General features: G+C 71.0%; 22 protein-coding genes. 7 read left to right on the top strand and 15 right to left on the bottom strand.

Annotation, left to right across the window (positions count from 1 at the left end; translation table 11 throughout):
• Position 1: 1 nt before the first annotated feature.
• From AU194_RS21000 to AU194_RS20985, 4 genes are all read right to left on the bottom strand, one after another.
• Entirely contained in the window at positions 2-832 is an 831-nt protein-coding gene (locus AU194_RS21000; RefSeq protein WP_059091200.1) for a DUF1206 domain-containing protein, read from the bottom strand.
• Positions 833-840: 8 nt separating this feature from the next.
• Positions 841-1,035 (bottom strand): CsbD family protein, encoded by a 195-nt coding sequence (locus AU194_RS20995; RefSeq protein ID WP_059091199.1) that lies wholly within the window; start codon positions 1,033-1,035, stop codon positions 841-843.
• Between the two features lie 75 nt (positions 1,036-1,110).
• Positions 1,111-2,148 (bottom strand): acyl-CoA dehydrogenase family protein, encoded by a 1,038-nt coding sequence (locus AU194_RS20990; protein WP_059091198.1) that lies wholly within the window; start codon positions 2,146-2,148, stop codon positions 1,111-1,113.
• Positions 2,145-3,302, bottom strand: a complete 1,158-nt coding sequence (locus AU194_RS20985) for an acyl-CoA dehydrogenase family protein (protein WP_059091197.1) — start codon at positions 3,300-3,302, stop codon at positions 2,145-2,147. Before AU194_RS20985 ends, AU194_RS20990 begins: the two co-directional genes overlap by 4 nt.
• A gap of 80 nt (positions 3,303-3,382) precedes the next feature.
• Here AU194_RS20985 and AU194_RS20980 point away from each other — a divergent pair, with 80 nt between their 5' ends.
• Together AU194_RS20980 and AU194_RS20975 are read left to right on the top strand one after the other, a co-directional pair.
• The gene (locus AU194_RS20980; RefSeq protein WP_059091196.1) at positions 3,383-4,300 is read left to right on the top strand and encodes a helix-turn-helix transcriptional regulator; all 918 of its coding nucleotides are present in this window, start codon (positions 3,383-3,385) and stop codon (positions 4,298-4,300) included.
• Positions 4,301-4,822 (top strand): dihydrofolate reductase family protein, encoded by a 522-nt coding sequence (locus tag AU194_RS20975; RefSeq protein WP_059091195.1) that lies wholly within the window; start codon positions 4,301-4,303, stop codon positions 4,820-4,822.
• A 3-nt stretch (positions 4,823-4,825) separates the two neighbouring features.
• Here the strand turns inward: AU194_RS20975 and AU194_RS20970 are convergent, their stop codons facing one another.
• The 3 genes from AU194_RS20970 to AU194_RS20960 all read right to left on the bottom strand — a co-directional run bounded on the left by AU194_RS20970 (position 4,826) and on the right by AU194_RS20960 (position 8,118).
• Positions 4,826-5,443 carry a TetR/AcrR family transcriptional regulator gene (locus AU194_RS20970; protein WP_197417693.1) on the bottom strand — a complete coding sequence of 206 codons (618 nt, stop codon included), beginning with the start codon at positions 5,441-5,443 and terminating at the stop codon, positions 4,826-4,828.
• A 357-nt stretch (positions 5,444-5,800) separates the two neighbouring features.
• The gene (locus AU194_RS20965) at positions 5,801-7,279 is read right to left on the bottom strand and encodes an aldehyde dehydrogenase (protein WP_059091194.1); all 1,479 of its coding nucleotides are present in this window, start codon (positions 7,277-7,279) and stop codon (positions 5,801-5,803) included.
• Between the two features lie 5 nt (positions 7,280-7,284).
• Entirely contained in the window at positions 7,285-8,118 is an 834-nt protein-coding gene (locus AU194_RS20960; protein WP_059091236.1) for a class I SAM-dependent methyltransferase, read from the bottom strand.
• A 71-nt stretch (positions 8,119-8,189) separates the two neighbouring features.
• Between AU194_RS20960 and AU194_RS20955 the strand changes: the two genes are divergently transcribed.
• Together AU194_RS20955 and AU194_RS20950 are read left to right on the top strand one after the other, a co-directional pair.
• Positions 8,190-8,894, top strand: a complete 705-nt coding sequence (locus tag AU194_RS20955) for a hypothetical protein (protein WP_157576357.1) — start codon at positions 8,190-8,192, stop codon at positions 8,892-8,894.
• Positions 8,895-8,914: 20 nt separating this feature from the next.
• Positions 8,915-10,075, top strand: a complete 1,161-nt coding sequence (locus AU194_RS20950) for a glycosyltransferase family 4 protein (protein ID WP_059091192.1) — start codon at positions 8,915-8,917, stop codon at positions 10,073-10,075.
• A gap of 190 nt (positions 10,076-10,265) precedes the next feature.
• Here AU194_RS20950 and AU194_RS20945 read toward each other — a convergent pair whose 3' ends face one another.
• Entirely contained in the window at positions 10,266-11,855 is a 1,590-nt protein-coding gene (locus AU194_RS20945) for a hypothetical protein (protein WP_059091191.1), read from the bottom strand.
• Between the two features lie 47 nt (positions 11,856-11,902).
• A complete protein-coding gene (locus tag AU194_RS20940; protein WP_059091190.1) occupies positions 11,903-13,105 on the bottom strand; it encodes a DUF3068 domain-containing protein in 1,203 nt (400 codons plus the stop codon).
• 174 nt (positions 13,106-13,279) lie between these two features.
• Between AU194_RS20940 and AU194_RS20935 the strand changes: the two genes are divergently transcribed.
• The gene (locus AU194_RS20935; RefSeq protein WP_231743517.1) at positions 13,280-14,401 is read left to right on the top strand and encodes an acyltransferase; all 1,122 of its coding nucleotides are present in this window, start codon (positions 13,280-13,282) and stop codon (positions 14,399-14,401) included.
• Here the strand turns inward: AU194_RS20935 and AU194_RS20930 are convergent.
• Both AU194_RS20930 and AU194_RS20925 read right to left on the bottom strand, forming a co-directional pair.
• Positions 14,370-15,845, bottom strand: a complete 1,476-nt coding sequence (locus tag AU194_RS20930; protein ID WP_059091188.1) for an AMP-binding protein — start codon at positions 15,843-15,845, stop codon at positions 14,370-14,372. The two genes, AU194_RS20935 and AU194_RS20930, sit on opposite strands and share 32 nt — an antisense overlap.
• Before the next feature lies 1 nt (position 15,846).
• The gene (locus AU194_RS20925) at positions 15,847-16,824 is read right to left on the bottom strand and encodes a phosphotriesterase (protein WP_059091187.1); all 978 of its coding nucleotides are present in this window, start codon (positions 16,822-16,824) and stop codon (positions 15,847-15,849) included.
• Between the two features lie 118 nt (positions 16,825-16,942).
• Here AU194_RS20925 and AU194_RS20920 point away from each other — a divergent pair, with 118 nt between their 5' ends.
• On the top strand, positions 16,943-18,544 hold the full coding sequence (locus AU194_RS20920) for an MFS transporter (protein ID WP_059091186.1): 1,602 nt from the start codon (positions 16,943-16,945) through the stop codon (positions 18,542-18,544).
• Here AU194_RS20920 and AU194_RS20915 read toward each other — a convergent pair.
• Genes AU194_RS20915 through AU194_RS20910 form a run of 3 tightly spaced genes read right to left on the bottom strand, consistent with a single transcriptional unit; the run spans position 18,519 to position 23,380 of the window.
• On the bottom strand, positions 18,519-22,688 hold the full coding sequence (locus AU194_RS20915) for an alpha-(1->3)-arabinofuranosyltransferase (RefSeq protein WP_059091185.1): 4,170 nt from the start codon (positions 22,686-22,688) through the stop codon (positions 18,519-18,521). The two genes, AU194_RS20920 and AU194_RS20915, sit on opposite strands and share 26 nt — an antisense overlap.
• A 28-nt stretch (positions 22,689-22,716) precedes the next feature.
• The gene (locus AU194_RS31360; protein WP_082698761.1) at positions 22,717-22,890 is read right to left on the bottom strand and encodes a DUF2613 domain-containing protein; all 174 of its coding nucleotides are present in this window, start codon (positions 22,888-22,890) and stop codon (positions 22,717-22,719) included.
• Positions 22,891-22,915: 25 nt separating this feature from the next.
• Complete coding sequence (locus AU194_RS20910) at positions 22,916-23,380, bottom strand: universal stress protein (RefSeq protein ID WP_059091184.1); 465 nt, start codon at positions 23,378-23,380, stop codon at positions 22,916-22,918.
• Between the two features lie 84 nt (positions 23,381-23,464).
• On the opposite strand from AU194_RS20910, the gene AU194_RS20905 reads away from it, so the two are divergent.
• Positions 23,465-24,658 (top strand): glycoside hydrolase family 3 N-terminal domain-containing protein, encoded by a 1,194-nt coding sequence (locus tag AU194_RS20905; protein WP_197417692.1) that lies wholly within the window; start codon positions 23,465-23,467, stop codon positions 24,656-24,658.
• Here the strand turns inward: AU194_RS20905 and AU194_RS20900 are convergent.
• Positions 24,655-25,557 carry a LysR family transcriptional regulator gene (locus AU194_RS20900; protein WP_082698763.1) on the bottom strand — a complete coding sequence of 301 codons (903 nt, stop codon included), beginning with the start codon at positions 25,555-25,557 and terminating at the stop codon, positions 24,655-24,657. The two genes, AU194_RS20905 and AU194_RS20900, sit on opposite strands and share 4 nt — an antisense overlap.
• Between the last annotated feature and the right edge of the window lie 15 nt (positions 25,558-25,572).

Raw genomic sequence — 25,572 nt, 5'->3', positions numbered from 1 at the left:
GTCACATACGCGCGTACCGGGTCAGCGCGAAGCTGTACAACCCGTAGGCAGCGAAACCCGCTGCTGCGAGTGCGATCAGCACCGACCCGAACGGCATCTGCCCCAGCGTCTTGACCGCCCCGTCGAGCCCGGTCGCCTTCGACGGGTCGGCCCGTACCGACGCGACGACCACCAGCAGACCGGCAACCGCGAGCACCAGACCCTCGGCGACGTGTCCGCACGCGCCGAGCACGGTGAGCAGGCGGCCCCCGGAAATCGTCAGATCGTCGCGGAACCGCCGCGAGGCGCCCTTGAACGCGAAATAGCCGCCGATGGCCACGATGCCCAACCCGGCCACCGCCAGCACCGCCTTACCCTCCGGGGTGCGCATCAGCCAGGTGCTCAGGCCCACGCTACGTTCGGCGCTCGAATTGCGGCTGCCGAGCGCGAACTGCACCGCCATCGACGCCACCGCGGCGTAGACGATCGCCAACCCGAGCGCCTTGAGCCGGTTGACCAGTAGAAAGTCGTCGGGATCGGGGTTCGGGTCGTGATGCTCGGTGGGGTGCAGACCCAGCACCGTCTCCGCCAGCCGCCACAGCGTCAGCGGGACCAGCGCGATCGCGACACCCCACAGCGCGATGAATCCGCCCCTCGTCTCGGCGAGGGTCGCCAGCGCACCGGACTGATCGGCGTCGCCGTGTCCCGATCCGATCGCGATGCGAAAGATGATGTAGGCGATCAGCAGGTGCAGCACACCGTTGATCAGGTACCCGACCCGCGCCGCGAGCCGGGCACCCTGGCTGTTGGTGGCGGTGCGAACCGCACCGGCGGCGCCGGTCTCGTCCGTCACCTACGGGCTCAGTATCCGCGCGGCCTGCGCCGCGAGCGGAAGGCGTCCTTGACCTTCTCGCCGGCATCCTTGAGATGCGCGATCCGCTCATCACCGCGGCCGCGGGCCCGCATGTTCGGATCCCCCATGGCCTCGCCCGTTGCCGCGCGCATCCTGCCCTGCAGCTGTTGCAGCTTGTTTCTCGCCTTGTCGCCGACGCTCATGATGTACCCCTGGTGGTGCTCGGTGTCCCGGTCGTCGAGACGCGTGCGATGGGGTTACCCGCTCGGGTATCGACCTCAACCGTGCTCGAGGGCACGGGATCGCGGCCCGGCGACCACCACGTCCCAGGGATCGGCTGCCGCCAGCGTGCGGCGGCCCAGGATCCGGGCGTGGTGTGCGGTGGTGCCGAACTCGTCGACCCAGCCGCGGGCCCGCATCGTCGACAACCACAGCGGATGCTCGGCCGTCACTCCGATGGCGCCGTGCAGCTGGTGGGCGATCGTGGTCACCGGTTCGACCGTCCGCCCGACCGTCACCTTCGCCACCGTCACCGCATGATCGGTTGTCGGAGAATCGAATCCGAACTGGGCCGCCGCGGCGATCGCCAGGTCGGTGGTCGCCCGGGCGCGTTCGATCTCCCCGGCCATCGCGGCCAGCGCGTGCTGGACGGCCTGGAACTTGCTCAGCGCCCGCCCGAATTGCACCCGGTCGGTGGTGTGGGCGACGGTCAGCTCGGCAGCGGCGTCGAACGCGCCGATCGTCTGCACGCACCGCGCCCACGCGCCCCGGCGAACCAGCTCGTCACCCAGTGCCGGATCGACTGCCACGCAGGCGCTTTCGGCCACGTCGATCGCGACGTCACCGCGGGGTTCGCCCGCCAGATCCATGCCGTCGGTGATCACCGGATCGTCGAGGACCGTGACGAACAGGTCCGCCCCGGTTCGTGCCGCGACGATGATCGTCGCCTCGCGCGGCCACGGCACCCGCCGTGCCAGGCCGACGATCCGGCCGTCGCGGCGTTCGGCGGTGCAGGTGGCCACGGTCAGCGGCCCCTCGGCGGGCACCGTCAGTCCCGCCGCACCGGCCAGCCACGCGCCCAGCAGATCTGTCTCCGCCACGGGCACCGCCGCGCTGCGGCGCGCGAGCCCGGCCAGCACGATCGCCGACACCGCGGGTCCGGCGTCCTCGGCGGCAGTGAGCCGGCTCAGCCCCGTCTCCTCGAGGTGGCGCCACAGTTCGGCGTCGAACGTCTCGGGCCGGGTGCGCCGCCCCATCAGGGCGTCGTAGGACCGTTGCGCCAGATCGTCGACCAGTTGGCGTAATTCGTCGCTCACCGCACCCCCAGCCCGCGCGCCACCACGCCTCGCAACACCTCATTCGTCCCGCCGCGCAACGTGAACAACGGCGAATGCATCCGGCCCGTGGCCAGCAGAGCCCGCAGTCGGTCGGCCTCGGGCGCGTCGTCATCGAGATAGGCCAGCAGATCGGCGACGATCTCGACGGACTCCTGCTCGAAGCGGGTTCCCAGATCCTTCACCAACGCCGCCCGGGTGTTTGCGTCGCGGCCCGCGGTCAGTTCGCGTGCCACCGAGATCGACAGCTGGCGCAGTGACACCATGCGGGCCATCAGGTCACCGACCTCGGCTGCGGTGCGGTCGTCGACCTCGCCGCGGCCCAGCGCCGCCACGGCCTCGAAGACCAGCGTCGCCGTCGACAGGATCCGCTCCGGGCCGCTGCGCTCGAAACCCAGTTCCGCCGTCACCTGATGCCAGCCGTTCCCGATCTCGCCCAGCACGTCGGCGTCGTCGACAAACACCCCGTCGAACAGCACCTCGTTGAAATGGTGCTCGCCGTTGAGCAGGACGATCGGGTCGATCGTCACCCCCGGCGCATCGGTGCGAACGATGAACTGGCTGAACCCGGCGTGCCTGCGGTCCGGATCGGGCGGCGCTGTGCGGGCCAGCACCACTACCTGATCGGCGACGTGCGCACCGCTGGTCCACACCTTCGTCCCGTCGATGCGCCAGCCGCCGTCGACCCGGGTCGCCCGCGTGGTCACCGCCGCGAGATCCGAACCCGCCCCGTGCTCGCTCATCCCGATCGCCGAGTACAGCCGGCCCTCGGCGATCCGCGGCAGCAGCCGTCGCCGCTGCTCCTCGGTGCCGTAGCTCAGCAGCGCGGGCGCCACCTGACGGTCCGCGATCCAGTGCGCCGCGACCGGGGCGCCCTGGGCCAGCAGCTCCTCGGTCACCACATACCGGTGCAGGTGGCCGCGGCCGTGTCCGCCGTACTCGACCGGGATGGTCAACCCCACGAAGCCCGCCGCCGCCAACCGCACGCTGAACTCGGGATCCCACGCCGCCAGCCAGCAGTCCACCGCAGGCCGCCACCCGAACTCCGCGCGATCGGCGGCCAGGAACCCGCGGATGGATGCGCGCAGCGCCGCCAGATCATCGTCGTTGGCGCACAGCGCCTCGAAATCGCTCACTGTCGGTGGAGTGTAGTGAGACGGGCACGCAGCAGGAATTGTCATGTCCCTGTGGGTGGGTCACCGCCATACTCGATTCCGTGAGTGAGCCCGCCCCGCCGCCCGCGCACCGAGATCGGTTGCGGGAGCTTCTCGACGCCGTCGTCGACGACGCGAACGTCGAAGTGGGCGACATGGCGCGCAGCAGCTTCGCCTCGGAGTTCCACTTCTCCCGCGAGGTGCGCCGGTTGACCGGCGAGCCACCCGCCGCGCTGCGCCGCCGCATCATGCTCGAACGGGCCGCCTGGCGACTGCGCCGCGGCGAGGCCGTCTCGGCCGTCGCCGCCGACGAGGGCTGGTCGTCGCCCGAGGTGTTCTCCCGCGCCTTCCGCCGCACCTTCGGGGTCCCGCCGTCGCGTGCCGCGGACGTCGGGTTCCGCGTGCCCGCCCCCAACGGTCTGCACTTCCATCCGCCGCAATCGCTGTGGCTCGACGGCGACGGGAGCGACAAGGCGCCCGACTCGACCAGGCTCATGGTGGCCCACGACATCGCCGACACCGCCTACCTCATCGACCGCGCCCGCCTCCTCGACGACGAGCAGTGGCGCCGTGAGCTCGCGCCGGATCAGGTGGTGCTGCACTGGGACGGCCCCGAACCCAGCGTCGGCTCGGTGCTCGTGTCGTCGGTGTGGACGAAGGAGGTGTGGCTGGCCACCATCGAGGGCCGCGACTTCCCGCCGCGCGACCGTGGACTGACTGCCGAACAACTCGCCGTACGCCACGACGACATCGGAAACCGTTGGGCGTCAATGGTTTCAGACTACTCGGCGGCGGGCCGGATGGGGGACACCGTCATCGATGCGCTCTGCGATCCGCCGGAGTCGTTCCAGCTCTACGGGATCGTCGCGCACGTTCTCACGTTCTCGGCGCACCGGCGCGGTCTGGTTCGGCGCATGCTCGCCGAACTGGGCGTGCCGACCGAGCAGGGCGACCCGTTGGACTGGATGAGGAGGCATTGAGTGGCGACCGTGTACTACACCGCGTCGAGCCTGGACGGTTACATCGTCGACGAGGCCGACAGCCTGGACTGGCTGGTCACCCGCGACATCGACCCCGAGGGCCCGTTCCACTACGACGCGTTCGCGCAGAGCGTCGGCGCCCTGGTGATGGGGGCGGCCACCTACGAGTGGATCGTGAAAAACCAACCGGGCGAATGGATGTACCACCAGCCGACGTGGGTGATGACCCACCGGCCGGGCATCGTCGTCGACGGGCATCCCGTGCGCACGTTCGCCGGTGAGGCGGCCGACCTGCACCCACAGCTGGTGGCCGCGGCGCAGGACAAGGACGTGTGGGTGGTCGGCGGCGGCCAGGTGGCCGCGCAGTTCGTCGCTGCGGGTCTGGTCGACGAGATGATCGTCAGCTACGCGCCGTGCACGCTCGGCGGAGGTTCGCCGGTGCTGCCGCTGCGCTCCGAGTGGCGGCTGGCCGAATCCGCGGTCAACGGCGAATTCGTCTGCGCGCGTTGGCGTATCGCCTGACGCTCAGCTGCCCACCGCGGGCACGCCGTTGCGGCGGATGAACTCGCGCGACTTGAGCAGGAATTCCAGTTGGGTGTGGACCTGGCGCAGCGGGTCGAGGTCGCGGGTGGCGCGGCACAGCACGACGGCGCCCTCGAGCGCGGCGATGCACGTGATCGCCAGCGAGGCGGCCTCGCTCTCCTCGCACCCGTCCACGATGAACGCCCGCGTCAGCGCGTCGCGCCAGTGCCCGAAGATCGCGCCCGCCACAGAAGTCAATTGCGGGCCGTCCTCGGAGGACCCGATCGCCGCCGCGACCACCGGGCAGCCCGCGGTGAAGTCGCTCTCATCGAGCACGCGGTCCCAGAAGTCGACGAAGTGGTCGACGAGGTAGCGGCCGCCGTTGGTGGCGGCTTCGTCGATCAGCGACGTGATGGACTCGCCGGCGTACTCGAGTGCTTCGGCGACGATCTGGTTGCGGCCCTCGGGGAAGTGGTAGTACACGCTGCCGCGCGGGGCGCCGCTGCGTTGGAGCACTTCGTCGATCGTGACGCCCGCGGCGCCGCGTTCACGCAGGACCTCGGCGGCCCCGATGAGCATGTTGGTGCGCGTGGATCCGCGCTTGGTGGGGGTTCGGGTCATCGGTATTCGGTCAGGCGACGTGAGACGGCCGCGGTGGCGCCGGTCGCCAGACGACACCACGCGGTGGGATCCGGAGGCGCCGTCGGGGACCGACGCGGACGTCGAACCGGAGCCCGGCGATGTTCACTTCGACCAACCACATGACGTGCCTCTTCCTCTATGACATAGAGCATAGAACACGTGGCAATGTGGCACAATCTGCCACGATTCGACCGATGTTTTGTATCCGAATATGGGTATGTGCATAATGATCTCCGGCGCCCGCCCCGGCGGCCCCGGGGCGAGCGTCACACCAACTTTGCAGCTGATGCAAAAAAGGCTCCCACCAGCGGTGGGAGCCTTTTTCGTCGGGTCGTACTACTCCGGGGTGTAACCGAACGGCAGCAGCGTGCTCTTGGCCTGCGTGTACTGCTCGATGCCCTCGGGCCCGTTCTCCCGGCCGATGCCGGAGTTCTTGTACCCGCCGAACGGCGCACCCGGGTCGAAGGCGTACATGTTCACCGCGTAGGTGCCCGTGCGGATCTTCGACGCGATCTCGAGCGCCTTCTTGTTGTCGGTCGTCCACACGCTGCCGGCCAGCCCGTAGACCGAGTCGTTGGCGATGCGGACCGCATCCTCTTCGGTGTCGTAGGGGATCACCGCCAGGACCGGCCCGAAGATCTCCTCCTGCGCGATCGTCATCGAGTTGTCGACGTCGGCGAACACCGTCGGCTGCACGAACCAGCCGCCGTCGAGACCCTCGGGGCGGCCGCCGCCGGTGACCACGCGGGCGCCTTCCTCGATGCCCTTCTTGATGTAGCTCTCGACCCGTTCGCGCTGTTTCTCGCTGATCAGCGGGCCGATCGCGGCGTTCGGATCGTCCGGGGTGCCGACGGGCATCGCGGCGACGAAGTTGCCGAGCTTCTCCACCACCTCGTCGTAGCGCGACCGCGGCGCGAGGATGCGGGTCTGGGCGACACACGCCTGGCCCGAGTTCATCACGCCGGAGAACGCCAGCATCGGCAGCGTGGAGTCCAGGTCGGCGTCCTCCAGCACGATCGCCGCGGACTTACCGCCCAGTTCCAGCGTGCACGGCTTGAGCTTCTCGGCGGCCAGCTTGCCGATCTCCTTGCCGACGGCGGAGCTGCCGGTGAACGTGTACTTGTCGATCTCCGGGCTGGCGGTCAGCGCGCGCCCGGTCTCCGGACCGCCCGGCACGATCGACAGCACACCCTCGGGGAGCCCGGCCTCGGCGAACATCTGCGCCATCGCGAACACCGAGAGCGGCGTCTCCGCGGCGGGTTTGAGGACGACGGTGCAGCCGGCCAGCAGGGCGGGGCCCAACTTGTTGGCGGCCAGGAAGAACGGGACGTTCCACGCGGTGATCGCGCCGACGACGCCGATCGGTTCCCGGCTGACCAGGGTCTGGCCGTAGATGCCGTCGCGGATCTCGGTCCATCCGAACTTGTCGGCCGCGCCCGCGTAGTACGTGAACGCCGACATCGCGGCGCCGTACTGCATGATGTCGACGATCGTCTGGGGCTGACCGGTCTCGGCGGCGAGCAGGTACTTCAGCTCGGCGTTGCGCTCCTCCATCAGCTTGACCGCGGCGCCGAGGACCGCGGCGCGCTCCTCGGGCGACTTCTGCGGCCACGGGCCCTCGTCGAACGCCTTGCGGGCGGCGGCGCACGCCGCGTTCACGTCGGCCTCCGCGGCGAGCGGCACCTGACCGACCTTCTCGCCCGTGGCGGGGGAGAAGACCTCGATGACGTCGTCGGTCGACGGCTGGACCCACTGGCCGCCGATGAAGAGCTTGTCCCACGTCGTCTTGTGAGCTGTCTGCACGGTCTGTGTCATGGGGGTCACATTACCGACTGCGCGCCCAAACGAGAACCTGTTGCAGTTCCGGGCCGCAGGACGAGCACCTGATTGCTCACCAGGAACTCGCGCAGACCCGGGACCGCGTTGGTCCACCACGCCCATCGCGGGTGGTAGCGGGGGAATGCGGCGATCAGGGCGCCGGTACTCGCGGCCCAGTCCAGGCCCGCACCGGCGGAGACCGCGAACAATGACGCACCGTAGTCGTTCTTCGGGCGGTGGCCGTGTCTGCGGGTGTAACGCGCGGCGGCCCTGGCTCCCCCCAGGTAGTGGGTCATGCCCATCTCGTGGCCGCCGAACGGGCCGAGCCAGACCGTGTAGGAGAAGACGACGAGCCCACCCGGACGCGTGACGCGCAGCATCTCGTTGCCGAGCCGCCACGGCTGCGGCACGTGTTCGGCGACGTTGGACGACAGGCAGACGTCGACACTGCCATCGGCAAATGGCAATGACATGCCCGAGGCGCGGACGTAACGGCCCGAGCGGTCGGTGGCCGCCGAACTCCCGCTGGATGTCGCCGCCCGAGCGGCTCCGGCGTGCGCCTCGCGGGGATCCGGTTCGACGCCGATGTACTCCAGTCCCCGGTGGGCGAATGCTCGCGCGAAGAAGCCGGGACCGCCGCCGACGTCGAGCACCGTGCGGCCGTCGGCGGGCTGTTCGGTGGCGCCGCGCCACAGGTCGGCGACCATGGCGGCGGTGTCGTCGGCCAGCGCGCCGTAGAAGCGGGCCGGATCGGACTGCTCGTAGCGGAACTCGCTGAGCAACCGCAGCGACCGCGACAGCGTCGCCCGTCGCGCGAACAGCGTGGTGGCGGACACGGGATCGACCCTACGCAGCCGACCGAAATCACCGCACGAGACCGTCGTCGACAGCAAATAGGATGCTGTGCATGACGATGCCGCCGGGTTGGCCGCCGCCGGGACCGCCACCGGGCTGGCAGCCCGGACCTCCGCCCGGCTGGCCGCCGCAACCACCGCCCAAGCGGGGGTCGAAGACCAACCTCGTCATCGGGCTGGTCGCGGGTGCCGTCGCGCTCGTCATCGTCGTGGTCTTCGTGGCGATCGTCACCACGACCGTCTCGGAGGACCCCGGGCCCGTCACCGACGAGCAGCGGGCGGCCAACGCCAAGGTCGCGCAGACCACCTCGGAGTTCGAGACGGTGTGCGAACGGGGTTCGATCGCCAACGCCGCCGCCTACCGGAAGCCCTACACGTTCGTGACGTTCTCCGAGAGCGGAACCGGGATGTGGCATGAGATGTCGCTCATGAAGTTGGACCAGAACGCGTCACCAGTGCCGACCTCGGTGAACTTGGTGGCCTGTCTGGCGGTGAAGCCGGGCAGCGAGGTGCGGTCGGGATCGTGTGAGTTCCGATCCAACGGCCGCGACGTCGAGGTCGACCGCTATGCCGTGGAGTACGAGCTGCGGGTGCACGAGGCCAGATCGGGCCGGCTCGTCACGAGCCTGGGCACGGTCAAGGGACCGGCGACGAGCTGCCCGGTCGTCGAGTACTTCGGCAGCGGCGACCGCAAGATCTACGGCGACCCGGACGACGTCGTCGTCACGCAAAAGCTCGAGGCGTTCGCCGCCGGGTAGGCCGGTTAGGCTGGCGGGCGATGTCTGCGCGCCCGCTTCGTTCCGTCCTGCTGCTGTGTTGGCGGGACACGGGGCATCCGCAAGGCGGCGGCAGCGAGATGTACCTCCAGCGGATCGGTGAACAGCTGGCCGCGTCCGGGGTGCGGGTGACGCTGCGGACCGCCCGCTACCACGGGGCCGCGCGCCGCTCGGTGGTCGACGGGGTCCACATCAGCCGCGGCGGCGGCCGGTACTCGGTGTATCCGTGGGCGCTGCTGGCGATGGCCCTGGCGCGGATCGGTCTCGGTCCGCTGCGCGGAGTGCGCCCCGACGTCGTCGTCGACACCCAGAACGGGGTGCCGTTCCTGGCGCGGCTGGTGTACGGCAGGCGGGTGGCGGTGCTGGTGCACCACTGCCATCGGGAGCAGTGGCCGGTGGCCGGACGGCTGCTCGGGCGGCTCGGCTGGTTCGTGGAGTCGACGGTGTCGCCGCGGGCGCACCGTGGCGCGCAGTACGTGACGGTGTCGTTGCCGTCGGCGCGGGATCTGACGGACCTCGGAGTGGACGCCGAGCGGATCGCGGTGGTGCGCAACGGGCTGGACGAGGCGCCGGCGTCGACGTTGGTCGAACCGCGTTCGGCGACACCGCGGATCGCGGTGCTGTCGCGGCTGGTGCCGCACAAGCAGATCGAGGACGCGTTGGATGCGGTGGCCGCGCTGCGGACGACCGTCCCAGATCTGCACCTCGATGTGCTCGGGGGTGGGTGGTGGCAGCAGAAGCTCGTCGACCACGCCCGGCTGGCGGGGATCTCGGACGCGGTGACATTCCACGGCCATGTCGATGACGTGACGAAACATCGTGTGCTGCAACGGAGTTGGGTGCATGTCCTGCCTTCGCGCAAAGAGGGCTGGGGCCTCGCGGTGACGGAGGCGGGTCAGCATGGGGTGCCGACGATCGGCTACCGCTCCTCGGGTGGGTTGACCGATTCGATCGTCGACGAGGTGACCGGGCTGCTGGTGGACGACCGCGTCGAGCTGGTCTCGGCGCTGGAACGGCTGCTCGGCGACCATGTACTGCGGGAGGAGCTCGGGGCGAAAGCGCAGGCGCGCAGCGTCGAGTTCTCGTGGCGGCAGAGCGCTTCGGCGATGCGGTCGGTCTTCGAGGCGATGCTGCGGGGGCGGTTCGTCAGCGGCGTCGTCTGACCTCGACTGTCACATCTGCCCCAAATCCCGGGCGCTATGTGCTTGGGCGTTTCGATATCGCCGGCGATATCGGTCGGGCTCCAGCGGCGCGCACCGGGCATTTGCGTAACGCCATGGCGGAAAACGGCTCGAAAAACCGCCACAGCGTTACGCGAATCGGACCGCCGGCGCGGCGCGGCCGACCCCAGCCTCAGGAGCGCCGGCGCACCCGGCCGATTACCCCGACGGCCGCCGCCCCGATCAACAACCCCAGCCACGCCACATGCGCCCCGATCAACAACCCCCGGTGCGGCGACCGGGGCGCATCCCCGCCGACCCGGTACACCGTCAACGACTCATCGCGGTACGCGACCGGCAGCCCGAGCGCCGCGTCACCGCCCTCGACCACCACCCACCCGACACCGGCAGCCGCCAACGAGTCCGCCGACGCACCGCGCAGCACCATGTCCTGCACGGCCCGCGCGCGCACGCCCTCACCCGGAACGGTCGTCCCACCGATCACCAGATCGCCCGTGCTCAACACGTCCGCGCGTACCCAGCGCGGCAACGGATCGAGCACCGGAGCCGAACCCGCCCAATCGAAGTCACGCATGCTGTCCGGCGGCAACACCGCCACCGGCCGCGGATCGGCGTTGATCGTCGCCGCCGCCCGCGCCCACGCGGGCGGATACTGCACCGACCGCACCTGCCCGCCCACCCCGAACGCCAGGTCCGGCAGCACCGCGATCAGCGCCGCGCAGCACACCGCCGCCGTCGCCACCGGCGACACCCGCCGCACCACCAGCACCGCACCGGCCGCCGCGACCGCATAACCCGGAAGCGCCAACGCCACCCACTTCTGCCCGTCGCGCAGCACGCCCAGCCCCGGCAACGCCCGCACCGCCGACTCGAGCATCGCCAGCCCCGGACCCGTCGCCGCCAGGGCGGGCAGCACCACCGCCACCACCGCGAGGATCAGCAGCGGGACCGCCGCGGCGCGTCGCCGCGCCACCCAACCGCCCGCAACCACGATGCCCACCAGCACCAGCGTCGCCACCACCGCGAACGCCGTCGTCCGTGAACCCGGCACCGCCGCGGCGTTCCAGATCCCGCCCAGCCCCGCCAGGCTGCCCAACGTCCCCAGGCCCGGCTCCGCCCTGGCCGCGAACTCCGACAACCCCGCGGCCGGCGACACCGACAGTGACCCCGACACCGCCGCCGCGACCAGCCACGGCAACGCACTCACCACCGACGCCCCGAGCGCCACCCCCACCATTGGCAGCCGGCGCCCACCGCCCGGTGCGCACACACAGACCAGCGCCACCACCGCGGCCAACAACAGACCCGTCGGCGTCAGCCCGGCCACCGCGATCCAGAACGGCAGCGGCCACCACCGCCCCGAACCGTCCCGCAAGCCCAGTACCGCACGAGCGACCCACGGCAGGCACCCGTATCCGACCAGCAGACTCCAGTGCCCCTGCACCAGCCGTTCGGCGACATACGGATTCCACACCGCGACTGTCACGGCCACGCACTGACCGGCCACACCGGCGTCGGGCAATACAACCGCGACCAGCCGCGCCGCACCCCACCCGGCCAGCCACAGCCCAACCACCAGCAGCGCCTTGACCACCACACCGCCGTCGACGACATGCGACGCCAGCGCGATGAAGAAGTCCTGAGGCAGCGCGCGGGGCGCGGCTTCGGACAGCCCGAGCGCCGCATCGGTCAGATACGACCGCGGCGTCGACACCGCATCGCGCAGCAGCAGGTAACCGGGTGGCAGCAGCGGCGCGGTCACGATCAGCGACAGCGCCAGCGCGTAGACCGGCGGGAGGTGGCGGGCGATCAGACCGGTCGGTCGGGTGGTAGATCGGTCGGTCGCTGCGCGGGCAGCTTCTCGGTCTTGGCCTCGGCGCCCGGCACCGGTTCACCGGCGTCGTCGCGCTGGAAGAAGCCGTGGTCGGCCTCGTCGAGACCCGGATCGATCAGCGCGGACTCCGCGCGGAGGCTGAACGAGCCGAGCAGCGCGCCGCCGACCAGCAGCACAAGTCCGACCGCGGTGAACGTGATCGGCAGGATCCGGCCCCACAGCGCGACCCGGTCGCGCTCGCTGCGGGCGTCGGCCACCTGCGCTTCGACCGTCTCGTCGGTGGTCGTGACCGTGTAGTCGGCGAAGGTCACCTCGGGCCGCAGCGCGTCGCGGGCGTAGTAGTGGTAGGCGTGCTCGTCGGCCTTGACGATCGTGCCCGACACCGGATCCACCCACAGCGTGCGCTCGGCGGCGTAGAACCGGCTCATCGTGATCGGCTCTTCGGGGTCACCCTCGATACCCCACAGCCCTGCGCGGGCGGTGACCTGCGCATCGGCGTCGTCCTCGTAGAGCGAGGAGTACTTCACCGGTTCGACCAGTTCGCCCTCGGCGTCGTAGCCGACGTTCTGGGTGAACTTGTAGGTGGTCAACCCGTTGACGTCCTCTTCACCGTCGTAGTTGGCGTCGTAGGCCTTCTGCGCGATGGGGTCGAACAGCGGGTAGGTCTTCTTCTCCGTGTCGAACGGGAAGCGGTAGGTCAGCCCGTCGTGGGGCAGCGCGATGTTCGTCGGCGGCTGCTCGTCCTCGATGGCCCGCGGCTTCTGGACCGCGCCACCGGGGTTGCTCTCGCTGGACACCGCCATCGCGGTGCTGCGGTCCATCGTCACGGTGTCGACCATCGCCAGCAGCAGGCCGTTGTCCTGCTGCTTGTCGGTCCGCCGCAGCGTGCTGCCGACCTGCAGGGTCACCACGTCGGCGTTCGACGGCGACTCCACACTGATCTGCTGCTGGAAGGCGATCGGGACGTCACGGTCCACGACGAACCGCTCGCCCAGTAGCGACGCCGGGTCGAAGGCGGTTCCCGTCCCGTCGCTGACCAACGTCGTGTCGATGTCGAGCGGAACCTTGGAGATCTTCCCCTTGGTATATGTGGACAGCAACAGCGCGGCGATCAACAGGGCAGCACCGAGCCCCATGAGTCCGCACGCCGCGATCCGCAGCGCCACTGCGCGGTTCAAACCGTGCCTCCTTCGGCTCGGGACGGCAAAACCCGTTTGACCCTAACAGCAGACATTAAGGCCGGAACTTAGTACGGAACCGGGGACCCCACCTGCGGCGCTGGCACACTGGTCGCCGTGACGAGCACCGAGGAGATCGGCGGGACGCGGTCGTTCCTGCCCGCCGTCGAGGGCATGCGCGCCTGCGCGGCCATCGGCGTCGTCGTCACACACGTCGCGTTCCAGACCGGACACACCAGCGGCGCCGACGGCCGGTTCTTCGGCCGCTTCGATCTGGCGGTCGCGGTGTTCTTCGCGCTGTCGGGGTTCCTGCTGTGGCGGGGCCACGCCGCCGCCGCGCACCGCCTGCGCCACCGACCGCCCACCGCGCACTACCTGCGGTCCCGGATCGTGCGCATCATGCCGGGCTACCTCGTCGCGGTCGTGATCATCCTGGCGCTGTTCCCGGACACCGAACCCGACTTCACGGTGTGGCTGGCGAACCTGACCCTCACCCAGATCTACGTCCCGCTGACGCTGACCGCGGGGCTCACCCAGATGTGGAGCCTCTCGGTCGAGGTCACCTTCTATCTGGCGCTGCCGCTGCTGGCGTTGTTGGCCCGACGGCTACCGGTCACGGCGCGCATCCCGGTGATCATCGCCGTGGCGGTGGTGAGCCTGTTCTGGGTGTACATCCCCTCGGACGCCGACTCCGGCCACAACCTGTGGAACTGGCCGCCCGCCTTCTTCTCGTGGTTCGCCGCAGGAATGGTGCTCGCGGAGCTGACCGTGGTGCCGGTCGGATGGGCCCACCGGTTGGCGCGCCGCCGGTTCCTGATGGCCGGGATCGCCGTGGCGGCGTTCGCGATCGCGGCGTCCCCGCTGGCCGGGCGTGAGGGTCTGCAGCCGGGCACCATCGGGCAGGTCATCCTCAAGACCGCGATGGGTGCGGTCGTGGCGGGGGCGCTGCTGGCGCCGCTGGTGCTCGACCGTCCGGACACCCCGCACCGCATCCTGGGCAGCCGGGTGATGGTCACGCTCGGCCGGTGGTCCTACGGCCTGTTCGTCTGGCATCTCGCCGCGCTGGCCATGGTGTTCCCTATGGTCGGCGAGTTCGCGTTCAACGGGCACATGCCGCTGGTGCTCGTGCTGACGCTGCTGTTCGGCTTCGCGCTGGCTGCGGTCAGCTACGCGCTGGTGGAGAGTCCGTGCCGCGAGGCGTTGCGGCGGTGGGAGTTCCGCCGCGCGACACCGGCGCGCACGGCGCCGCCGCTGGACAGCTCGGTCACCGACGTGCCCGAGCCGATCTCGCGATGATCTCGGCGCGCACCGCCGAGCGGCGCGCCTTGCCCGCGTCGTCGCGCAGCGGATGGTCGCTGAACTCGACGGTGCGCGGCACCTTGTAGCCGGCCAACCGCTCGGCGACGAACGCCGTCACCGCCGCCTCGTCGAGCGCCGACCCGGGTGCCGGTTGCACGAGCGCGTAGGGCACCTGGCCGAGGTCGTCGTCGGGGACGCCGACGACGAGGCACGACAGCACCTCCGGATGCGCCGACAGCGCGGATTCGATCTCGGCGGGGTAGACGTTGCGCCCACCGACGGTGAACATGTCGACGCGGCGGTCGTTGAGGTAGAGGAAACCGTCCGCATCGAAATAGCCGAGATCGCCGAGGGATTCCCAGCCGTCGCGGCTCTTGGCCGTGCTGCCGATGTAGCGGTAGGTGGGTGCGGAACCGGGGGAGCGGCGCATGTAGATCTCGCCGACGACTCCGGGCGGGCAGGGGTGGCCGTCGTCGTCGAGGACGGTCATCTCCCCGGCCACCACGGTGCCGACCGATCCGCGGTGGGCCAGCCACTGCTCACCGTCGATGAACGTGAGCGCCTGTAACTCGGTGCCGCCGTAGAGTTCCCACAACGCGTGCGGGCCCAGGATGCCGATCCACGCCTCCTTGACCGCAGGCGGGCACGGCGCGCCGACGTGCCAGAACCGCCGGATCGACGACAGGTCGTAGGCGTTCGGGTCGGCGCGGTACACCGGGAGCAGCCGCTGCATGATCGTGGGCACCGTGAACAGGAACGTGACGCGGTGTTCGGTTGCCAGACACAGGAATTCGTGTGGGTCGAAGCGCGGCATGAGCACCAGGTGGTGGCCCATCAGCAGCCCGATCGCGAACGTGGTGAACCCGGTGTTGTGGCTCATCGGCACCGAGATCAGGTTCACGTCGCCGTCCTCGGCGCCCAGCGGCAGGCCGATCGCCGACGGCACCCGGCTGTCCCCGCCCGCTTCGATGAGCTTCGGCCGCCCGGTACTACCGCCGGAGGCCATCGATTTCCACACCGGCGAGACCCTCTCGGGCAGCGGGTCGTCCGACAGCGCTGGGTCCGGTTCGAATTCCGGTGCGACATGGGGTGATACACCGTTGGGGTCGGAACGTCCGACGATCAGGGCCGGTGGCCGCAGCGCCAGCAGCCCGCTCAGTTCGGCGTCGGGGAGCCGCGCCGACAGCGGCTGCGGGACGGCGCCGAGTTTCCACGTCGCGATCACCGCCTGCACCCACTCGATCGAGTTGGGGAGCAGCAGCGTCACGTAATCGCCCTGTCGGACACCGAGTTCGGCGTACGCGCGGGCCAGCCGGTTGGTCGCGGCGTCGAGGTCGCCGCGGGTGACGGTGCGCCCGGCACAGGTGACCGCGGGGGCATCGGGGTCACGGGCGGCCAGCGCGGAGAACTGGGTGCTGATCGGGGGGACGCCGGCGACCATGTCAGTACCCGCCCGTGTGTTCGAAGATGCGGCGCGGGTTGTCGACGAGCATCGTGGTGATCTGCTCCTCGGTGACGCCGCGGTCGCGCAGCGCGGGCAGCACGTCGTTGTGGATGTGCAGGTAGTGCCAGTTGGGCATCACGGCCGCCTGTGTCTCCGCCGGGATCGAATCGAAGTAGCAGGACGCGTCGTGGGAGAGCACCATCTGATCGGCGTGGCCGCGTTCGCACAGCGCCGCGACGGTCGCGACCCGCTCCTCGGTCGACAGGAACGCGTCGAGGCCGAACCGGTCCATGCCGATGTAGGAGCCCGCCGCCATCAGTTCCTCGAGGTAGTCGAGGTCGGTGGTGTCGCCGCAGTGTCCGATCACCACCCGCGACAGGTCGACCCCCTCCTCGGCGAAGACGCGCTGCTGTTCGAGGCCGCGCCTGCTGGCGGCGTGGGTGTGGGTGGAGATCGGCACCCCGGTCTCCCGGTGCGCCTGCGCGACCGCGCGCAGCACCCGCTCCACTCCCGGGGTGACGCCGGGTTCGTCGGTCGCGCACTTGAGGATCGCGGCCTTCACGCCCGTGTCGGCGATACCGTGTTCGATGTCGCGGACGAACATCTCCGCCATGATCTCGGGTCCACCCAACGCGGTGCCCGGGCCGGTGAAGTGGAAGAACATCGGCACGTCGTTGTAGGTGTACAACCCCGTCGCGACGACGATGTTGAGGTCGGTGGCCGCCGCGACGCGGGCGATGCGCGGGATGTAGCGGCCCAGTCCGAGCACCGTCAGGTCGACGATGGTGTCCACCCCGCGCGACTTCAGCTCGTCGAGCCGGGCGATCGCTTCGGCCTCGCGCTCAACCTCGTCACCCCACGCCTCCGGATAGTTGAGCAGGATCTCGGTGCTCAGGATGAACACGTGCTCGTGCATGAGCGTGACCCCGAGGTTCGCGGTGTCGACGGTACCCGCTGCGGTATTCAACTGTGGCACAAGCCCGATGCTAGGGCTGCGGGCACGTGGCCTGTCGGTGTTTGCTGATTCCAGCAGGTGCGGCTCTTACCGGCCGCCGCAGTGGGTACCCGCTACCCGATCCAGGGAGGCGCACCGCATGGCGATATCGCAACCACGACCCGTGGTGTCCTCGTGGGCGCCGCTGCAGTCCCCGGTCTACCGGGCGCTGTGGATCGCGCAGTTCGTGTCGAACCTCGGCACGTGGATGCAGACCGTGGGTGCGCAGTGGATGCTGGTCGGCGACCCGGGTGCGGCGGTGCTGGTCCCGCTGGTGCAGACCGCGACGACCCTGCCGGTCATGTTGTTGGCGCTGCCGTCGGGGGTGCTCGCCGACCTGGTCGACCGGCGCAGGCTGCTGATCGCGACCCAGGGGGCGATGGCCTCGGGGGTCGCCGCGCTCGCCCTGTTGAGCGGGACCGGCCTCGCGACCCCGACGGTGCTGCTGCTCCTGCTGTTCCTGATCGGGTGCGGGCAGGCGCTGACGGCCCCGGCGTGGCAGGCCATCCAACCCGAACTCGTTCCCCGCGAACAGATCCCGGCCGCCGCGGCGCTGACCAGCATGAGCATGAACGGGGCGCGGGCGATCGGCCCCGCGATCGCAGGCGTCCTGGTGTCGCTGTCCGGCCCCACCACGGTGTTCGCGCTCAACGCGCTGTCGTTCATCGGCATCGTCATGGTGCTGCTGTGGTGGCGGCGGCCGTCGGCCGAATCGATGATGCCCGTCGAGCGGCCGCTGTCCGCGCTGAGCGCGGGCGGCCGGTTCATCCGCAGTTCGCCGGTGATCCGGCGCATCCTGCTGCGGACGGTGCTGTTCATCGCGCCGGGCAGTGCGCTGTGGGGGCTGCTGGCGGTGATCGCGGCCAACCAGCTGAACCTGTCGTCGTCGGGATACGGGCTGCTGCTCGGCGCGCTGGGGGTGGGCGCGGTGCTGGGCGCGGTCGTGCTGTCGCGGCTGCAGGCCCGGTTCGGCTACAACCAGCTGCTGACGGTCGCCGCGCTCGGGTTCGCGCTGGCGACCGCGGTGCTGGCGACGGTGCACGTGCTGGCGGTCGTGCTGGCCGCGCTGGTGCTGGGTGGGCTGGCGTGGCTGTTGACGCTGTCGACGCTGAACGCCTCGATGCAGCTGAGCCTGCCCGCGTGGGTGCGGGCGCGCGGGTTGTCGGTCTACCAGCTGGTCTTCATGGGCGGTCAGGCCATCGGTTCGCTGGTGTGGGGCCTCGTCGCGGGCGCGACCAGCGGGGTCACCGCGCTGCTGATCAGTGCCGCGCTACTGCTCGGGTGCGCGGTGTCGGTCTGGTGGTGGCCGCTGCACCCGCTGACCGGCACCCTGGACGTCACCCCGTCGGCGCACTGGGGTGAGCCGGCGCTGGTCTTCGAACCCGATCCCCAGGACGGGCCGGTCGTGGTGCTGCAGTCCTATCTGGTGGCGCCGGAGGACGAACCCGGATTCCTCGCGCTCATGGACCGCGTGCGGCGGTCCCGGCAGCGGACCGGCGCCATGCAGTGGGGGCTGTTCCGCAGCGGGGAGTCCGCCGACACCTTCGTCGAACTGTTCGTGGTGCGGTCGTGGGACGAGCACCTGCGCCAGCACCTGGTCCGTCAGACCGGGCTGGACCATGCGGTCGAGCAGGAGCTGAGCAAGTACGTGCACGGTGAGTCGACGCTGCGCCACTTCATCGCGGTGCGGTCCGATCGGTGAACGTGACCGCCGACGCGGCGAGCATCGCCACCGACAGCAGTGCCAGGAACTGCACCCAGGGTTCGAAGCCGACGTAACCGTCCACCGAACGCCAGGGGTGCTGCGACAGCACGAACCCGGCCAGTGTGAGCCCGCCCGCGGTAATGCCGAGGGTGAGCCGGTCGAGGAGCCGCGGCCGCCCGCGTAGCAGATATCGGGTGCCGAGTGCGGCGCCGACCACCAGCGCGCCCGCCCACCCGGAGATCACGGCCCCGACGGCCAGCGCACCCACCGCGGCCACCGAGGCGGGCACCCGCCACGGCCGGGCGGGGTCGTCGTCGCGGCGGCGGCGGACCGGCAGCCAGACCAGCAGCGCCAGCAGCGGTAGCAACGCCAGTCCAGCGATCAGCCCGGTCCGGTAGAGCGCGTTGGAGGCGAACGTCAGCGTGACGGTGCCGTCGGCGTCGGCGGGCACCACCCAGCCCTGCTGCCAGCCGTTCACCGTGATGGACGTCAGTGGCTGACCGTCCGGCCCGTGCGCCCGCCAGCCGGGGTTCACGCTCTCCGGCACCACCAGCACCCGGTCCCGCTCGGCGGGCCGCACCGTCACCTCGCGCCGGTCCGGGCTCCACGTGCCGGTGTCGGCGGGGAACGTCGGGGCCGGGGTGATGTCGGATGCCGCGGGGGCGGCCAGTTGCACCCCGTCGACGACGAACGTGGCGCCGGGGCTGACGAGCAGTTCCTGCTCACCGGCGGGCAGGTCGAGCGGGCCGGGTTCGCAGGGCCGCGCGGGCACCGGATCCCCGTTGAGCAGGGCGCCGACGGTGGTGTCCACCGAGGTCTGCAGGAACCGGCCGGCGACACCGATGATCGGCCCGTCGCCGCACGGGACGGAGATGGTGCGGGCCCGGTTCTCCCCGGCGTCGGGGGCGCCGATCGGGTTGCCGCGCCGGTCCAGCGCGGTCACCTCGGCGACTCCGGGCGGTTTGAGCTGGTCGAAGCCCAGCGAGGTGCGGTCGATGATGTCGTTCCAGTCCAGCAGCGATACCGCGATCGTGTCGGTGCGGTGCGGGGCCAGGTCGATGGTCTGCGCACCGCCGTCCGGGTCGAGTCGACGGGCCTGCGGACCGTTGCCGAGGTCGACCGCCACCATCGTCGGATGCGCGGGCGGTTCGGTCCGGCTCGGCGTGATCCGCAGCGCGGCGACTTCGGTGGCGGCCGGCAGCGTCAGCGTCAGCGTCGGCGGGGTGCGGTGCGCGACGATCCGCTGGGGCGCGGTCCACGCGGTGCGCGGGTCCCCGTCGCCCGCCGCGAACGCCGATCCCAGCACGTCGATCGCGTCGGCGTCACCGGAGACGACGGTGGTGCCGGGCTGGCGGATCAGCTCGGCCAGCCGGGGGCCCTGCCGCGCGCGCACCCACACCGTCGGCTCCACCGAGGTCGCCTCGGGCACGGTCAATGTGCGGCTCAGGTTCACCGGCTCCTCCGGCGACAGGGCCATCGCCGCCGCGCACTTGACGCCGTCGGGACTGTCCACGCAGCCGGGGCGGCCCAGCAGTTCGGAGCCGAGGTCCCACAGCCCGACCGTCGAACCCGCGGGCGGGCCGGGCACGTCGACGGTGTGCCGCAGCTGGATCGGGGTGGCGAACCCGTTGGCGTCGTACTGGGTCACCGACAGATCGGTGATCCCGAACTGCACACCGGCCGAACCGTCGTCGGTTCCGGTCGCGGTGATGCGCACCCACGGCGTCTCGCCGTAGGGCAGCGCGACGGTCAACGGTTTCCCGGCCTCCTCGAACCGCAACGTGGCGGTGCCGTTGACGGTCGCCACCTCCATCCGCCGCACCTGCGCGCCGACGGCGGTCGCGCTCGGCGTGATGGTGATCGTGGCGTTGGTGACGGGTTTGTCGAAGTCGACCTGCAGCCACTGCCCGAGCGCGGCCTGCAGCGCGTTGGACACCCAGCTCGTCGAGGAGTCGGCGTCGATCGCCGCCGTCGGTCCGGTCGCCGGGGCGACGTTGGGCAGTGCGGTCGAATCGGCGGCCGAACTCGACACCGACAGCCGTCCGCCGCTCCACCGGCCGTAGACGACGTCGGCGCCCTCGGACGGATAGTCGGGCACCCGGTTGAACGTGTGCCGCGGATCGTCGGGGGTGCGGATCGCCGAGGAGTGGTCGTCGACGCGGCCGTAGTCGGTCTCCCGGGCGGTGGGGGTGTCGGTGACGGTGACCAACGGTGCGGGCAGCCCGGCGCGTTCGGCGTCGGCGGTGAGCAGCATCGGGCCCAGGGGCGGCTGGTCGAGCAGGCGGCGGCGTTCGTCGAGCCGCAGCAACGCCTCGGGTGCACCGTCGACGCGCGCCATCGCGCCCGCGTCGACCAGATACGGCGTCGACGGATTCCGTTGGGTGTCAACGCGATAGATCTCGACGGCGGGATAGCGTGGGCGCAACCCGCTGTCGGAGACGAACCCGTCGAGGGTGCCCGCGCCGACGGGGTCACCGAACTGCGCGACCCTGGTCAACCCGGGGGAGCCGTCGATCGCGCGGTGCACCAACACCGGTCGCGCCGACCGCGACGATTCGGGGTCCAGGTCGTTGCGCACCACGACGTACGAAATGCCCTGCCGCGCAAGGGTGTCCGCGAGTCCGGCGGAGGGTCGCCCGGCGGCGAAGAGGCGCTGCACCGAGTCGAGGGCGCGGATCGTCTCCGGCGGGGTCAGCGGGATGGAGTCGCGCACCCCCCATGGGCTGGAGCCGAGCACCTGCAGCGGTTCGTCGTGGCTGCTGCCCCAGACCTGGGTGGCGAACGGCGCGCCGGGCGCCACCAGCACCCGCCCCGCCGTCGGCTCGCCGGTGTTGTGTTCGTCGAGCCACTGCGCGGTCTCGTGCCAGTAGTCGGGGATCGCGGTGAACGCGCCCGGCGGGGTCAGTCGGCCCGTCCACGCCAGCGACGTGCCCGCGAGCAGCGCGGCCAGCACGACGATCCCGACCGCCACCCGCCGGTCGCGTTCGGGATGGGCGAACGCGTCGATCCACACCGGCCGCGGTGCGCTGCCCGGCAGCGGGATGTGGGCCAGCAGGTGGATCACGCCGAGCGCCAGCGGCAGCCGCAACACCGGGTCGAGCTTCTGCAGGTTGCGCAGCGGGGTGCCGTCCCCGTCGAGGAAGGCCTGCACCGCCGCGGCGACCGGGGACCCCAGCCCGCCCCCGTAACCGGCGGCCAGCAGCGCCACCCCCACCAACAGCATGGTGATCAACCGGCCGCGCGCGGGCATCGAGCGCAGTGCCAGCCCGGCCAGCCCGGCGGCGGCCACCAACGTCGTCGCCAGCACCGCGAGCGTCCCGGTCACCAGCGGTGACCCGGCCGTCGCGGTCGGGGCGACGAACGGGGTCCAGCTGCCGGTGCCGCGCAGCATCTCGGTCAGCGACATCCACTGCGTCGTGACACCGGAGGCTTCGATGAAGTCCAGGAATGGCGGGCTGATCCGGCCGAGCAGCAGCAGCGGGATGACCCACCACAGCACCGCGAGCGCGGCGCACCCGAACCACCAGGCGGTGAACCGCAGCCACAGCCGGTTGGGCCGGTGACAGGCCCACCACAGCACCGCGGCCAGACAGCCGGTCAGCGTGGCCACCGCGTTGACCGCGCCCATCAGGGCGATGGCCCCCGCCGAACGGGCGGCCAGCACGCGCACCGAACCCCGGCCCTGGAGCGCCAGGATCACCGGCAGCAGCACCCACGGCGCGAGCATCATCGGCAGCGTCTCCGACGACAGCGCGCCCAGCGTGGTCAGCACCCGGGGGGACAGCGCGTAGGCGAGCGCGCCGATCACCCGCGACGCCGGGCTGCCGAGGCCGAGCGCCTCAGCGACCCGCACCACCCCCCAGAAGCCGAGGACCAGCAGCAGCGCCCACCACAGCCGCTGCGTCACCCAGCCCGGGATGCCGAGGAGATCACCGGCGAGGAAGAACGTGCCGTGGGGGAAGAGGTAGCCGTAGGCCTGATTCTGCGCCTGACCGAACGGCAGGTCGCTGTTCCACAGGTTCGCCGCACGCGCGAGGAACCGCAGCGGATTCGCGGTGAGGTCGAGTTTGGTATCGGGGGAGATCTGTCCTGGCGACTGGGCGAAAGTCAGGACGAGCGCCGCGAGGGCGGCCACCCACATCCACCGCCGCGACAGCGGCGTGGTCAGGTCAGGTCCGGTCGCCGTACTCGACCCTGTTGAGCACCGATGACGCCGGATCGCCCGCTTGGAGCGGAGGCTTCGTGTCCTCCTGCACCATCAGCGTCACCCCGAACACGGCCGCCGCCCCGAGCAGCAGGCCGACGACGATGCTGGCCGCGGCGGGGACGATGAACCGATCCATGGCGCCAAAACTAGCATGTGGCCGCTCAGCGGCCGGGGGGCACGATGAGCACCGGACGGTGCCCGTGCCGGAGCACCCGGTCGGCGACGCTGGACTGCAACAGCGACCGGAGGCCGGTCGTACCGCGGGTTCCGGTGACGATCAGGTCGGCGTCGAGGGTGTCGGCGGTCTCGATGATCGTGTTCCACACCGTGCTGGTGGTCGGTACGCACATCGGCTCGGCGGTCAGGCCGGCCTGATGGGCGAGCGCGGTGCCCTCGGCGTTGGTGCGCTGGGCGTCGGTGTAGGCCATGTCCTCTTCGTCGTCCGGTTCCGGATCCGGCGGGCCGTCGAGGTCGAGCTGCGGGGCTTCGGAGGCGCGGAACACCGGGGTCCACACGGTCAAGACGACCGCGCGGCTCGTCGACAGGAACCGGCCGGCGTAGTGCACGGCGCGGCGGGAATTGTCGGTGCCGTCGTAGGCGATCACCACGATCTCCTCGGCGGTCATCGCACCGTCACCGTCCTCTCCGCAGCTGCCCTCCTGACCCTAGGACATCGACCTGCGCTGCCGGAGCGGTTACTGTCAGGGCCCATGGCTTGGACCCGAGGACTGTGCGCACTGGTCGCGACGTCGGGAATGCTGCTCGCATGCTCGGCACCGGCGCAGGAGCCCGCCGCGGCACCGGCCGAACCACCCGCGCCGCAGGCGCCCGCCGTCACCGCCCCCGCTGTCCCGCTCAAGGCGCCCATGCCGTTGGCGCCCGGTGCCCCGGCGTGCGGGCAGGGCGCGGCGGTGCTGTCGGAGATGTCCACGCGCGACAAGCTGGCGCAGCTGCTGATGGTCGGCGTCACCGGCGCCGACGACGCCCGCGCCGTCGTCGACACCCACCACGTCGGCGGGATCATGATCGGCAGCTGGACGGACCTGTCGATGATGGGCGCCCCGCTGGCCGAGATCGCGGCCGCCGCGGCGCCGCTGCCGCTGGCGGTCAGCGTCGACGAGGAAGGCGGGCGGGTGTCGCGGCTGTCCTCGCTGATCGGCAGCCAGCCCTCGGCGCGTGCGCTGGCGCAGAGCTCCACGCCCGAGCAGGTGTACGGCATCGCGCTCGAGCGCGGCCGGGCGATGCGCGGACTGGGCGTCACGATCGACTTCGCCCCCGTCGTCGACGTCACCGGGGCCAGCGCCGCCATCGGTGACCGGTCTTTCGGGGACGACCCGGCGACGGTCACCGAATACGCCGGCGCCTATGCCCGCGGCCTGCGGGACGCCGGGGTGCTCCCGGTGCTCAAACACTTCCCCGGCCACGGCAGCGCCTCCGGCGACTCACACACCCAGGGCGTCGTCACCCCGCCGCTGTCCGAGCTGCAGAACTCCGACCTCGTGCCGTACCGCACGCTCACCACGCAGGCGCCGGTCGGCGTGATGGTCGGCCACATGGAGGTACCCGGGCTGACCGGCAGCGATCCGGCGAGCCTGAGCCCGGCGGCGTACCAGCTGCTGCGGTCGGGCGGCTACGGCGGTCCCGGCTTCGGCGGGCCGGTGTTCACCGACGACATCTCCAGCATGCGGGCGATCACCGACCGCTACGGGGTGGCCGACGCCGCGCTGCGCGCGCTGCAGGCCGGCGCCGACACCGCGCTGTGGGTGTCGACGGGCGAGGTGCCCGCCGTGCTCGACCGGCTGGAGCAGGCGCTGGACTCCGGCGAGCTGACGATGCCGCGGGTCGACCAGTCGGTGCTGCGGGTCGCGGCGATGAAGGGTCCGAACCCGCGCTGCGGCGGCTAGGCCGGGCGGCTCAGTTCGGGATGCCGTGCGGCGATCGCCCGAAGTAGACCGGTGACCGCCTGCACCCGCGCGAGCCGGGCGAGTTCGCGCGGCACCACCAGCCAGTACGTGCGCTCGACGACGAAGTCGTCGGGAAGCACGACGACCAGGTTCTCGTCCCCCTCGGCGATGTAGCTCGGCAGCGGTGCGATGCCCAGACCGCTTCTGGCGGCGAGGTATTGACCGGTGATGTTGTTGGTCTGGATCTGCGCGTCGACGCGCGGGAACAACGAATAGAGCTCGCGCAGCGGTTCGACGTCGAGGAACGCGTCGACGTACCAGATCAGGGTGCAGCGACGGAGATCCTGTGTCGATTCCAGCGGTGCCACACCGGCCAGATACTCCCGTGACGCATATAGCTTCAGTCGGTAGTCGGCGAGGCGCTCGACGTCGACCGCACGCGGCGACGGGGCCTCCAGGGTGACGGCGACGTCGTAGTCCCTGGCGGCGATGAGACCGTGCGTGGTCGAGGTGACCAGTTCGACCGCGAGACCGGGGTGTGCGCGCCGCAGATCCGCCAAACCCGGTACGAGAACGAAGGATCCGAAACCGTCCGGGGTGACGATCCGCGCGGTGCCGGCGATCTCTCCACCGGAGGCCTCCTGGGTGGCCTCCATGGCGGCGTGCAACGTCGACTCCACCGACTTCGCGTACGGCAGCAGCCGTTTACCCGCCTCGGTGAGTTGCCAGCCCGTCGATGCTCGGTCGAAAAGCCGGATGCCCAACTGCTTTTCGAGCCGGTCGATGCGACGCGACACGGTCGTGGGGGGGGGGGCGCGGCGGGCCGCCCCGGGCCCCCCCCCCCCCCCCCGCGCCCCCCCGCCCGCCGGACACGAGGAGTGGGCCGTGCCCCGGCACAACCCACCCCGCCCGCG

The organism is Mycobacterium sp. GA-2829, assembly GCF_001499965.1.
Taxonomy (GTDB): Bacteria; Actinomycetota; Actinomycetes; order Mycobacteriales; family Mycobacteriaceae; genus Mycobacterium.
This window is presented reverse-complemented; position numbering and strand designations above follow the sequence as displayed.